Raw genomic sequence first — 13,150 nt, forward strand, 5'->3', positions numbered from 1 at the left:
TAATTAAATTTTAGGACAGATGAAACACATGAAAATTATATTTTTTCTAATCAGTTTTGCTCTTTTAGTTGGGTGTAGTGAGGATAAAATAGATGGTAGCACAGAAGTTTATGGTTCTATCTCTGGGAAAGTAGTAACAAAAGATACATTCACTCCTTTAGAAAACGTAAAGGTATTCTCTAGTCCTACATCTAGCATTGTTTTTACTGATGCAGCAGGAAAATTCACGATTACTAATGTTAAAATTGGTGAATATGCGCTACAGGCACAAAAAGATGGCTTTTTAACAAAGTTTGAATCTGTAACGATTAATAAAGATTTAAATAGTGAGGTAGTTTTTGAGTTATCAAAAGATACAGGAGTAAACGTTGCTCCAGCTACTCCAACTGCAGTAGCTCCGGTAGATAATGCAATTGGTCAAAGTTTAACTACCAAATTGCAATGGGAATCAACAGATACCAATGGTGATGCCCTGACCTACGAGGTAACAGTGCGAAATAATAAAAATTCAATTGTGGCTGTTTTTTCTGATATCAAGGTTAAGGAGTTAGAGCTAAAGGGTTTATTATTTGATACTAAATACTTTTGGCAAGTTTCTGTTACCGATACGAAAAGTACGGCTGTTTTAAGTACGATTTTTACTTTTTCAACAGTTTCATTTCCTAGTACTCGGTATTTAATGGTCAATAAAGTAAATAGTAATAATGTTATATTCGCCGCGGATAATGATAAAAATACATATCAAATTACCAGTTCTGATACTAATAGCTGGAGACCTAGAAAAAACAATCAATCAGGAAAAATAGCTTTTATTCAATCTAATGGCGGACAAAATCATATTTACACTATGAATGCTGATGGTTCTAGTAAAACTAAAGTAACAAATTCTATTCCTATAGCCGGATTTAATTCAGATTATGTTGGATTTTCATGGAATGCTGCTGGTGATAAAATAATCTACCCTAATTTTGATAAATTATATGAGATTAACAGTTCAGGAAGTGGACTTAGAAAAATATTTCAAACACCAAATGGTAAATTTATATCAGAATGTGATTGGAGTATGGACGGCTCGAAGATAGCCGTAAAAGTAAACGATAGCCAAGGTTATAATTGTGAAATTTACATCATTAGTAGTGCAGGTGTAATACTGTCTTCTGTTCTATTTGGTCAGAGTGGCGCTGTTGGAAGCTTAAATTTATCAGTGACAGGCGAAAAATTATTGTACACAGCTGATATTTCTGGCTATGAGCATCCGTCTTATAGACAACTTGATACACGTATTTTTGAATTCAACTTAAGTACTGGTTTTAGTACACAAATTTCAACGGATAAAACTGCAGGAACAAATGACTTGGATGTACGTTATGCACCTAATGAAGCCGAGGTGGTTTTTGTTAATACTTCGAATGATGGAGTTTCTGAAAAATATATTACAAAAATGGAGTTAGTTCCAACGAATCTTATAGCCTTTAGGAGAGAGGTTTTATTTACGGGATATTTTATGCCAGATTGGGAATAAATAAAATTGAAAATTAAGTGACCACAATACTAAATACCCTCCAGTGATGGCAGGGTGTTTTTTTGTTTACTATGTTGTTGGTATATAATTATATTACCAAAAAAATGTAGAAGTGATTTACAAAGCTATCATAAGTTTTGTTATACTATTTCTGTAAATTACCCGTTCATAAAATAAAGTTATCTAATGAAATTCAGCCTTACTCTTTTATTACTATTAGTTTTAAATTATTCCTCAGCTCAAGAAAAATTCCAATTGTTTTTTGACTTTAATAAAGACGTCATTAATAAAACTTCTGTTGTTGATCTTGATAAATGGTTGGAAGAATCCAGTAAAGTAACTGTTTTAAAAATCGAAGGATACTGCGATAGTGTTGATACCAACAATTATAATAAAATATTAGCAGCAAGAAGAGTAAATACCGTTCTTGAGCTTTTGCAAAGCAAGGGAGTACAATTTGATGATAAATTGGTAATTAAAGCAATTGGGGAGAATTTTGAACAAGCAGCCAATCAAAGTCAAAACCGAAAAGTAGTAGTATATTATCAAACTTTGAAAGATAAGATTGAAAACGAAAATTCAACGACTACAAAGCAGCAATTTAAAGCATTGCAAGAAGAGCAAGCTGTAATAATTACCGAGGATACTTCTATACTTGAGCAATTAGGTAAGGCAAAGGCTGGTGATTTGATTCCAATAAAAAACCTAATTTTTTATTTTAATTCTGAAAAGATTGTACCCGAATCTGAGGCGGTACTTCAAAGCCTTTTAGATGCCTTACGAGCGAATCCACGATTAAAGATCAATATCTATGGTCATATTTGTTGCAACAGAAACCCAAATGATGTCAAACTTTCGTATCGCAGATCCAAGTTTGTTTTCGATTACCTAATCAAAAATGGAATTGCTACGGCAAGGCTTGGACACAAAGGTTATGGTAGTAGTAAGCCGCTGTACGCCTTGCCTGAAAAAAACGAAGCAGAACGCGCAGCAAATAGGCGTGTTGAGATTTTTGTTGTTCAAAAATAGTGTTACAAATCCCCAAACGGTAGTCTTAAATCCTAAATCTAATTAGTATCTTTGCACCACAACCCGGCTTATTTAAAACAGCCAACACAACTACACTACATGAGTTCAGATACTTCTAAAAGATACGCACAGCGCGGTGTTTCGGCATCCAAAGAAGATGTGCATAATGCCATTAAAAATATTGATAAAGGATTATTTCCGCAGGCCTTTTGTAAAATTGTTCCTGACTATTTAACTCAAGATGCCGATTATTGCCTAATTATGCATGCTGACGGAGCAGGAACAAAATCCTCTCTTGCCTACATGTACTGGAAAGAAACCGGAGATATTTCGGTTTGGAAAGGAATTGCACAAGATGCTTTAATCATGAATATCGATGACTTACTTTGTGTAGGTGCGACTGATAATATTTTGCTTTCTTCAACCATTGGTCGCAATAAAAACCTGATCACGGCTGAGGTAATTTCAGCAATCATCAATGGAACCGAAGAGCTAATTAAGGAGTTAGCTTCATTTGGAGTTACCATCCATTCAACAGGAGGCGAAACAGCTGATGTAGGTGATATTGTACGAACTATTATCGTAGATTCTACCGTAACGGCACGCATGAAACGTTCAAAAGTCATTGATAATGCCAATATCAAAGCAGGCGATGTCATCGTTGGTTTGGAATCTTTTGGTCAAGCTACTTACGAAAAAAGTTATAATGGCGGAATGGGAAGTAATGGTTTGACTTCAGCTCGTCATGATGTTTTTGGGAAATATTTGGCCACTAAATATCCCGAAAGTTTTGACGCTACCGTTCCCGAAGAATTAATTTACTCCGGTCAAGTTAAATTGACGGATGCAGTCGCTAATTCTCCAATCGATGCAGGCCAATTGGTCCTTTCGCCTACGAGAACGTATGCTCCAATTATAAAGAAAATTTTAGACAAATATACCTCCAACGACATCCACGGAATGGTGCATTGCAGTGGCGGTGCTCAAACTAAAATTCTGCATTTCGTAGAAAACCTTCATATTATAAAAGACAATTTATTTCCAGTACCGCCTTTGTTTCAGCTTATTCAACAACAATCAAAAACGGATTGGAAGGAAATGTATCAAGTATTTAACTGCGGTCACCGCATGGAATTATACGTTCCCGAGGCTGTTGCGCAGGACATAATCGCTATTTCGAAGTCTTTTAATGTTGACGCTCGCATCGTAGGTCGAGTAGAAGCTGCAAATACAAAAAAACTAACGATCTCAAGCGAGTACGGAACTTTCGAATATTAGTTTTTTTAGGAGCTAATCCCGCTATACGTTGCAATCTTTTTTGGTGATCCCTAAAAATCGGGACCACCAAAAAAGGATTTTCACTACTATCGGGGCTAGATTAAACGAGCTACCAATCACTTGAACCGCAAGTATAAAAATTAAAGAATATGTACGAATTAGTATTTTGGAAATACCTCGACGAGATTTATCTAAACCACCAAGAAGTTTACGAAGCATTAGAGGAGCAACCAATAGTAGAAGGTTTAGAGGAGCTGCCTATTCAAGTTATTTTAAATAGAATAGCTTCGGTTTTTGCTAAATGGGAAAAAGTAGATGAGACCAGTTGGAAAAACAACGATGGAGTAGGTGCTTTTCAAGTAAAAACAACCGCTCAAAGTATTCAAATCGACTGCTATGGTACCCAAGGAAAAACCATGGACACCTTGGTAGGCATTATGGAAGAATTTAAATGTCCGCTATTTGATCCTCAAATTCCTGCTCGTTACGATGAAATGTACGAAGAGGAATAACTAGATAGTGAGAACGGTTTGGTGTTCAAATTATAATAATAAATGTAATTTTTTATGCAGTTGACTTTTGACTCCTTTCCCAATTTAGTTTTAGAAAACGAATCCGTTTTGCTTCGCCCATTGCAAATTTCGGATGTAGAAAATCTTTTAGAATTTTCTATCAATGAACCCGATACTTGGAATTTTTCCTTAATTCGTGCTAACGGTCAGGAAAATCTAATAAAATACATACAGCTGGCATTAGAGGCCAAAGACAAAAAAACCGAATTCCCTTTTATAGTTTTCGATAAAAAGTCAGGTAAATATGCTGGCAGTACCCGTTTTTACGATATTAATTTGTCTCATAAAATATTACAATTGGGGTACACCTGGTATGGTAAAGATTTTAGAGGAACTGGATTGAATCAAAATTGTAAGTACTTGTTACTTCAATTTGCTTTTGAAACCCTAGCTGTAGAACGCGTGGAGTTTAGAGCAGATAACAATAATAAAAGGAGTATTGCGGCAATGAAAAGTATTGGCTGCACCGTCGAAGGAATACTGCGAAATCACATGCCTACCTTAGGAAGTGACGTACGACGTGATACCATTATTTTAAGTATTCTCAAAGAGGAATGGTTCAGTACAGTTAAACCTAAGCTAGCGCTTCAACTCGTTTAATTCTTTAATAATACGTAGAAAAAAAAAACACCCATCACTTTCTTCTATTTTTACAATTTTACCTCGCTTACTGCAAAGAAAAATAGAATATGAAAAAGTAATGGGCATTTAAGAATAAAAGCTCTATTTTGTTTTATTCAATAAAATAGGACTACCAAAACCAAGCTGGTCTAATTTTTTCAATTGTGTTTCAGCATCTCCTACAATTAAATAAATCATTTTATTGGCATTTAAATAGCGATTAGCTAATTGCTTGATTTGCTCTAAAGTCATGTTTTTCACTGTATTCTCCTGCTTTTTGGCATAGTCATCTGGGTAATTGTAGTTACTGATGTCATATAACATTTTTAGCTTTGAACTAATTGTTTCAAAAGCCCTAGCGTTACTTTTAATCAAGTAACTCTTTGTAACTTCAAGATCATTTTCATTAAAGTTGGTACCGTATTGTTCCACTATACTTTTAATTAAACTTACGGATTCGTACGTTACATTGGAACGCACTCCACTGTAAATAGCAAAAGGTCCTTTTATCGTTGATCCATCAAATGACGAACCTATACCATACGTATATCCTTTTCCTTCTCTAAGTTCTTGCGTCAACTGCGATGCAAAGCTTCCACCTCCTAAACGATAGTTCATGATTTCTACAGGATAAAAATCGGCATCCGTGGCAGGAAGGGCAAGATAACCTATTCGCAACACCGATTGTTTAGCACCGGGAACATCATAAAAATAGACTTTAGAATCCGCAGCTTGTTGTGCAATTGTGATGCTAGGGAAATTTACCTTCTTAGGTTTCCAATTGCGGTTTAGTGCTGCTAATGAAGTCATAACTTCCTTTTGAGAAATTGCTCCTACTATTTGGAAATTGGCTACTGTAGGAGAAAAATTGGTTGTGTAATATTTTTTTAAGTCTGCTAATGTTATGGTATTTACCGTTGCTTCGGTACCAATTGGGTTATGAGATAAAATAACGTTTTCTCCATAAAGTAATTTTCGGAATTCAATTTGGGCGATTCTGTTTGGATCTCCTTTTTGCTGAATAATTTGATTTAAAGTACTTTCTTTTATTAAATTAAACTCTTTCTCGTCCCATCTTGGTTCCAGTATAATTTCTTGTACTAATTGCAGTGTTTGATTGTAATTTTTTGCAAGAGTTGTACCGGATATTGTAATAGATTCTCCATCTGAAGTTGCTGAAATTGTTGCTCCAAGGCTTTCGATCGCATTTTCGAGTTCCTCAGGCGTTTTGTTTTTAGTTCCCTTCGTAAGTAGTTCAGCAAGCAAATTGGAAACTCCTATTGTAGACACTTCCTCTAAAAGCAAGCCGCCTTTTAATTGCAGTTGAAATTCTACAAGAGGAACTTCATTTTCTTCGATACCGATAACCTGAAGGCCTGATGTTAATTTGTTTTTCCAGACTGTAGGCAATATAATATCAGGACTTGCTCCATATTGTGGTTCGATTGAGCGGTCAAAGCTAGACGGCGTTTTCGTATAAGTCGCTGCAATACTAGGATCAAATGAGTCTTCTTTTCCTTCAATTATTTTTTCTTCAACAATAGCTGCTTTTGTAGAACCCGTCAGTATTAAATCGGTTTGGCCTTTTGGAACAAAACTTGCTGCAACAAATGGTTTTCCTTTGATATAGGTATTGTAAACACGCATCACATCAGCAGTGGTTACAGCTAGAATATTTTTAATATCCTGATTAATATAATCAGGTGTCCCGGCAAAAATTTCGTATTGCGCTAGTTGGAATCCCTTACCATTTACGCTGGCTAATCCAGTATAAAAATCTGTTTCTTGTCCCGCTTTAATTCGGTCTAGGTCTTTTTGTGCAATTCCGTTAGCTTCAAAATCTTTAAAAGCGGTTTCGATACCATCAAAAACCAAATTTAAATTAGTCTTATCAAATGCTGTAATTCCTAACATGTACTGCCCAGCAATTTCTGAATTGTATTGATAAAAACTAATGTTGTCTGTCAGCTTTTTATCCTCTACTAAGGTTTTATAAAGAGGTGCTTTTTTGCCTCTTGAAAGGTAGGTTGCAAGAACTTCTAAAGCATAACTATCAGGATGGTATTGGTATACTGATGGCCAAGCTAACGTTAATCTTGGTAAGCGCGCAAAGTTATCTTCATGATATAATTTTTTGGTTTCTTGTAAGGTTACCAACTGCTTATCCATTTTAGGAATAGCTTGACCGCGTTTAATTTCTCCAAAATATTTTTGGACCCAAGCTTTGACCTGTTTAGTGTCAAAATCACCGGCAATAGTTAAAGTTACGTTGTTGGGAACGTACCAGCGGTTGTAAAAATCTTTTACATCTTGCAATGAGGCATTTTGTAAATCTTCAAGAGAACCAATCGCTTCCCAATTGTACGGATGGTTGGTTGGATATAAATTTTTATTAATTACGGCATTTGTATTTCCATATGGACGGTTGTCATAGCTTTGTCTTTTCTCATTTTTCACTACCTGTTTCTCTTTCGCAAGTACTGGTTCCGTTACAGTATTGATAAAGTAACCTAGCTTATCTGCTTCGGCCCAAATCATTTTTTCAAGTGCGTCTTTAGGAACTGTTTGATAATAATTGGTGCGGTCGCGGCTTGTTGAACCGTTGGCACCTGCACCACCAATACGAGCACTCATTATGTCAAGTCCACCTTTACCTAAGTTTTCAGACTCTAAAAATAGTAAATGTTCAAATAAATGGGCAAAGCCCGTACGGCCTTCTTTTTCTCTAGCGGATCCAACATGACTGGTTAAGGCTACGGCTACAACAGGATCTGATCGATCGATATGAAAAATGACATTCAAACCGTTGTCAAGCGTAAACTGTTCAAAAGCTACTTTAAACTCAGGAGCTTTTGCAGTTTTAGATTGTTTTTGGGCTTGACCCAAAATGGTAAAAAATAGAAAAAAGGGAATAATAAGGAGATACTTTTTAGTAATCATACTACAGTTAGTTTTGCTTTTAGGATAAATTTTTCAATGAATTTTTGGAAAGACTAAGTTACTTAATTTTTATGGTAAGTTTGCTTTTATAAAGGGATCTCTGTTGATAAATTAGTATAGTTAACTAGCTTTGTATTTTTGGTTGAGAAATAGCGTATTCTTTGTGAAAACTTTGCGAACTTTGTCAAAAACACATACGGATGAAAATAAATTTGAAAAACGGAATTGATAAGCTCATTTTCGGGATGAAACAAAAAGATGTAACTGCTATTTACGGTAAACCCGATAGAAATTATAAAGATGAAGATGATAATGTTATTTATGCTTACAATAAGCTTAAAATACGTTTGACTTTTTATCAAGAAGAAGAGCTGAAATTAGGTTATATGGTAGCTTCAAGCCCTGATTTAGATTTATTTGGTTCTAAAGTAATCGGTAGGAAGATTGCTGATGTAAAGAAAGAACTTACTGCCAAGGGAATCACAAAGTTTACTCAAGAGGAGTTTGATACTTTTGAGAATTATTTTAATGAGGAAAATTGGATCATTTTACAAACAGAATTTGAAGAAATAGTAAAATTTGAAATTGGTGCTATTATCAATCAAAAAGACGAATTCGATTGGAAATTTAAAAGTTAATTTTATTGCTTTTCAATTTTATACATTGCACAAACCCCGACTGCCTGGTAGTGTCGGGGTTTTTTGGTATTATAATGTAGCTATCTTGATAGTTATTCTAATGCAGTAAGTGCTTTGGAGTTTCTAGTGATCAATACATATTGAAAATAGGAGGTGGTATTTTGACCTGCTCTTGGATTGATTGTTTCAGCAAAGGCTCTTGATTGTATCGTGATGAGCTTTTGTGACTGTAAGTAAGGAGTTTTTTTACTATTTATTTTAAAAAGCGTGTTGGTGTTTTCAGGACTTAGTTTTTTTAAATCATTGATTCCTTTTACTAGCATCAATGGACCATCAGCTTTCATCCAAGTTAGTTTTTCGTCAGGAGGAGAAGGATAGTTTGGGTTCTTTGGTAAATACATTTCACTGTCTATTGGGAAACTCACAATCGTCGTGACTTTCGTACCTGTTTGTTTTAATTGAGTTGCAAAAGGGATATTGTCAGAAGTTGTGGCGTTTTGTAATGTATGATAAAATCCAAATAGGCCGTAGCACTTTTCATTGTTGAGATGCAGCTTTTTCATGTAGTGTTGAAAATTTAGTAGCATTGCCTGTTCGCGACTAATTGCAGTAGTATAGTCATCACTGTTTTTGTCTATTCCTAACACGGTTATTTTTAAGGAATCAGCAAGCTTTTGATTGTAGTCATAAATTAAACTCCATTTAGTGTATAATTCAGCGCTCGATTGCTGTGGGATGCGAGCACCAACTGATTTGACTACGTTTTTTAGTACTGTAGCGTCTTTTAGGTTCTTATTATTTAGATATTTGGTAAGTTGGTTGGCTGTGATGCTATCCATTTCAGCGATATAATATTTAACTCCCATTTTTTTATTTAAGAATAAGAAAAGTTGTCTATCGGCAATTTGATTGGCTGCAAAGCCGTGTATTTCTCCCAATAGGAAAACCTCGGATTTATAAAAATCAGCATCAAATAGAGTGGTGTCAATTGTGCTATTGTTTAATTCAACTTTATTAGCCGTAAGATAATCTATAGTAGTTTGGTCTTTCGATTCTAAAAATATAATGGAACTGATGTATAAGGAAAAGAGGGTTACTAGTACTAAAGTGATAAGAAGACCGAATGTGATTTTCAAGAAGGTAAATATTTTTTTCATTTGATTTAATTTTGATTCAAATGTATTCTGTTTCTTTTAGTACTTCTTTTTTTTATGACTGAACTGTTGAATCGCTGAGATGAATCGTGGTTATTGGCTTGCGAGGACGTACCAACTAAGTAAAATTTGAGAATGATTAAAAAGTGGTAGTCCTGATGGTACGTAGTAGTTCTGTTTTTGCGTAAGGGATAGTAGCGGCATCTCTCCTTACGGAAACGAGACGACAGTCGAAGGTGTAGTAAGGAGAATACAGCGGAAAGCCCGACCTTTACAATCTTGATTTTTTATTCAAGATTGCAAAGGGTACGCCCAAAAAAAAATACCCCAACTCGCAGTTGCAAATTGGGGTAGATTGGAAAATATTGTATTTACTTAGTTGGAATTTTTTCGAACATTTCAATTTCAAAAATTAAGGTAGCATTGGGCGGAATAACGCCTCCTGCACCTCTTTCTCCGTAACCTAAAGCAGGTGGTAAAAATAGGATTGCTTTGTCACCGTAATTGATCAAACTTAGTCCTTCGATAAAACCAGGAATCATTCCGTCTTTTTTACCCGCTTGAAAAGGAAATGGGTTGTAGCCGTTTTGTTTCGCTCTGTTTTCGTCAAACTTACCATATTCTTTATTTACTTCTTCATAGCTGCTGTCAAAAAGAGTTCCGTCTTCAAAATAACCTGCATAGTGAAAATAGAAAGTAGCACCATCAACCGGTTTTATTCCAGTTCCTGTTTTTACTATTTTATAAGTTAATCCAGAAGGAGTTGTCGTTGCCGATGCTTTCATTTCATTGAAATAAGCAAGTTTTTTAGCAATTACCTGCGCATATTTTGCCTTTTCTGCTTTTTCTGCTTCGGCAGCAAGGGCTGCTTGTTTTTTGGCATCCTCCTCTTTATTGTTATAGTAATCAGAAAATACTTTTGCTGCGTCAAATTTCTTTGCGAGTGCACCTTTTCGGGTGATGATTACTTTAATCATTTCATCACCTTGCACAATACTATTTACCACATTCATTCCTGAAGTCACATGACCAAAAATAGTATGTTTACCATTTAACCAAGGTGTGTCTTTATGTGTTATAAAAAACTGACTCGCATTTGTTGCAGGTCCAGAGTTAGCCATTGCTAGAATTCCACCTTGATCAAACTTTAGATCAGGAACGAACTCATCTTTAAACGCATATCCTGTTCCTCCTGCACCAGTGCCCGTTGGGTCACCTGTTTGAATCATAAAATTATCGATTACGCGATGAAATTTTAGTCCATCATAAAATGGTTTCCCTTTTAGTTTAGGATCTGTAACGAAAGTATTTTTTCCTTCGGCAATCGAAATGAAATTAGCTACTGTTACTGGCGCTTTTACATATTCTAGTTTAAGTGTAATGTCTCCTTTAGTAGTAGTTATGGTAGCAAAAATACCTTCTTCAGTCGCCGCTGCTTTAGCTACAGTGGGAGCCGGTTTTTTTACTGGTTTTTTAGATGTCTCTTGAGCCTGACTGCTCAAAAAAGTCAAAAGGGCAATGCATAAAAGTTTAATTTTCATTTCTTCAGTTAATTAAAGTATTGTTTTATTATCGTTTATTTACTTTGTAGCAACTCTACCTCAAAAATGATATCAGCATAGGGAGGGATTACATTTCCTGCACCTCCAGCTCCATAAGCCAAATGCGAAGGGATAAATAAGATGGCTTTATCGCCAAAAGACATTTGCTCAATTCCTTCTATGAATCCAGGAATCATTCCATCTTTTTTACCTGCTGTAAAAGGGATTGGTTCATAACCACCTTGCACAGCTCTTTGTTGGTCGTATTTTCCAAATGTTGTTGCTACATTTTCGATACTAGTATCAAATAATGTTCCATCTTTTAGAAATCCAGCGTATGCTATGCGTAGCGGTGTTCCAGCGGTTGGTTTTTTTCCGTTTCCTTTGGTAGTGATTACGTATTTTAGTCCAGTGGTTGTTTTGGTAGCTTTAGATTTTAAAGCTTCAAAATAATTCACTTTATCTTGGATCACTTGACCGTATTTAGCTTCATACTCTTTTTTACCACGTTCTTCCATTTCGGCTTGTTTCAATTGTTTTTCAGCTTCTACTGAAAAATAATCGTAAAATACCTTAACGGCGTCGAATTTTTTAGCAGCTTCTCCTTTTCGGATGATTGTCACTTTTTTCATGGTATCATTTTGGTCAATTAAATTAACCACTTCCATACCTTTGCCCACCACATGTCCAAAAATAGTGTGCTTACCATCTAACCATGGAGTTGCTACGTGAGTAATAAAAAATTGACTACTATTAGTTGACGGTCCATTATTAGCCATTGCTAAAACACCACCATTATCAAAACGCAAGTCACTAAATTCATCTTTGAACTTATAACCAGCATCTCCAGATCCTGTTCCCATTGGGTCACCAGTTTGGATCATAAAATCTTTGATTACGCGGTGGAATTTTAATCCGTCAAAAAAAGGTCGGCTTTTTAGGTTTTTATTAGTAACAAAATCATTTTGACCCTCGGCAAGAGAAACAAAGTTGGCCACAGTTATTGGCGATTTAGTGTAATCAAGTGCTACAATTATGTCTCCTTGATTGGTTTCAATTTTCGCATATAATCCATCTGCTAAATCACTATTTTCCTCTTTACATGAGTATAGAGAGGCAATAACAAGGCATAGTAATAAGAATCTTTTTTTCATTAGAATAATTAATTTAATTTAAACTGTCTTTTGATTTTTTTGGTACTATAGTGGGTTTCTTAGGTGTTGCTTTTACAGGTTTATCCGTCGAAAGCGGCAAGCTAACTGCTGATGTAGCTACGGAAGCTTTAGCAGCTAACTGTTTTTTATATTCTGTTTCAGGCATAAAGTCCCGTAAGGTCACCGTACACCATAGAGGTTGGTTGATACCTATTTTTTTATTGTCGCCGTGATAGCCAAATCCCATGTGTGATGGGAAAAGAAAGGTTACTTTCTCGTTTCGGTGCATTAATTTGATTCCGTCTCGAAGTCCCATCATAATCTCTTGTTTGTCTACACGATATAGTTGTGGTCTAAGTTCCAATTCAGAGTATATTATGTTTTCGTCCAAGTCTTTTATTTCATAATCAAAAAAAGCGACGTCTCCTTTTTTAGGATTCAATGTGTCTATGTCATTTTTAGTGATATAGGTATACCAATAGCCTTTGGTCGAAGCAATATAATTTTCAGTTGGATTCTTTTTGATAACTGCTTTGATTTGATCTTCTTCAGAAGCTACTAGTTTTTTATTTCTAGCCACTGATTTTTTCATGAAACTACCCGAGGTTTGCGATATAGGTCGGCGTGCCTCTTGTGGTTGCTTACAACTTGCGAAGAGTGTAACGAGGAGTAGGGGTAATGCGATGTGAATTAATTTCATC

The 13,150-nt window shown here is 35.4% G+C and carries 11 protein-coding genes; 6 read left to right on the top strand and 5 right to left on the bottom strand.

The window, feature by feature from the left end; translation table 11 throughout:
* Positions 1 to 28 precede the first annotated feature (28 nt).
* From ACZ2G0_RS08415 to ACZ2G0_RS08435, 5 genes are all read left to right on the top strand, one after another.
* Positions 29 to 1,522 (top strand): carboxypeptidase-like regulatory domain-containing protein, encoded by a 1,494-nt coding sequence (locus tag ACZ2G0_RS08415; RefSeq protein WP_470307226.1) that lies wholly within the window; start codon positions 29 to 31, stop codon positions 1,520 to 1,522.
* Positions 1,523 to 1,708: 186 nt separating this feature from the next.
* A complete protein-coding gene (locus ACZ2G0_RS08420) occupies positions 1,709 to 2,551 on the top strand; it encodes an OmpA family protein (protein WP_470307227.1) in 843 nt (280 codons plus the stop codon).
* A gap of 99 nt (positions 2,552 to 2,650) precedes the next feature.
* On the top strand, positions 2,651 to 3,829 hold the full coding sequence (locus tag ACZ2G0_RS08425) for an AIR synthase related protein (RefSeq protein WP_470307228.1): 1,179 nt from the start codon (positions 2,651 to 2,653) through the stop codon (positions 3,827 to 3,829).
* Positions 3,830 to 3,978: 149 nt separating this feature from the next.
* Positions 3,979 to 4,341 carry a hypothetical protein gene (locus ACZ2G0_RS08430; RefSeq protein WP_470307229.1) on the top strand — a complete coding sequence of 121 codons (363 nt, stop codon included), beginning with the start codon at positions 3,979 to 3,981 and terminating at the stop codon, positions 4,339 to 4,341.
* Positions 4,342 to 4,395: 54 nt separating this feature from the next.
* Complete coding sequence (locus ACZ2G0_RS08435; RefSeq protein ID WP_470307230.1) at positions 4,396 to 5,001, top strand: GNAT family N-acetyltransferase; 606 nt, start codon at positions 4,396 to 4,398, stop codon at positions 4,999 to 5,001.
* Between the two features lie 123 nt (positions 5,002 to 5,124).
* Here ACZ2G0_RS08435 and ACZ2G0_RS08440 read toward each other — a convergent pair whose 3' ends face one another.
* Positions 5,125 to 7,962 (bottom strand): M16 family metallopeptidase, encoded by a 2,838-nt coding sequence (locus ACZ2G0_RS08440; RefSeq protein ID WP_470307231.1) that lies wholly within the window; start codon positions 7,960 to 7,962, stop codon positions 5,125 to 5,127.
* Between the two features lie 200 nt (positions 7,963 to 8,162).
* Here ACZ2G0_RS08440 and ACZ2G0_RS08445 point away from each other — a divergent pair, with 200 nt between their 5' ends.
* Complete coding sequence (locus tag ACZ2G0_RS08445; protein ID WP_470307232.1) at positions 8,163 to 8,600, top strand: hypothetical protein; 438 nt, start codon at positions 8,163 to 8,165, stop codon at positions 8,598 to 8,600.
* A 92-nt stretch (positions 8,601 to 8,692) separates the two neighbouring features.
* Here the strand turns inward: ACZ2G0_RS08445 and ACZ2G0_RS08450 are convergent, their stop codons facing one another.
* From ACZ2G0_RS08450 to gldI, 4 genes are all read right to left on the bottom strand, one after another.
* Positions 8,693 to 9,757 (bottom strand): hypothetical protein, encoded by a 1,065-nt coding sequence (locus tag ACZ2G0_RS08450; RefSeq protein ID WP_470307233.1) that lies wholly within the window; start codon positions 9,755 to 9,757, stop codon positions 8,693 to 8,695.
* A 368-nt stretch (positions 9,758 to 10,125) separates the two neighbouring features.
* The gene (locus ACZ2G0_RS08455) at positions 10,126 to 11,295 is read right to left on the bottom strand and encodes a peptidylprolyl isomerase (protein ID WP_470307234.1); all 1,170 of its coding nucleotides are present in this window, start codon (positions 11,293 to 11,295) and stop codon (positions 10,126 to 10,128) included.
* A gap of 35 nt (positions 11,296 to 11,330) precedes the next feature.
* The gene (locus tag ACZ2G0_RS08460) at positions 11,331 to 12,449 is read right to left on the bottom strand and encodes a peptidylprolyl isomerase (RefSeq protein WP_470307235.1); all 1,119 of its coding nucleotides are present in this window, start codon (positions 12,447 to 12,449) and stop codon (positions 11,331 to 11,333) included.
* A gap of 13 nt (positions 12,450 to 12,462) precedes the next feature.
* The gene (gene gldI, locus ACZ2G0_RS08465) at positions 12,463 to 13,149 is read right to left on the bottom strand and encodes a gliding motility-associated peptidyl-prolyl isomerase GldI (RefSeq protein ID WP_470307236.1); all 687 of its coding nucleotides are present in this window, start codon (positions 13,147 to 13,149) and stop codon (positions 12,463 to 12,465) included.
* Between the last annotated feature and the right edge of the window lies 1 nt (position 13,150).

This window comes from Flavobacterium sp. KKT103 (assembly GCF_055640565.1).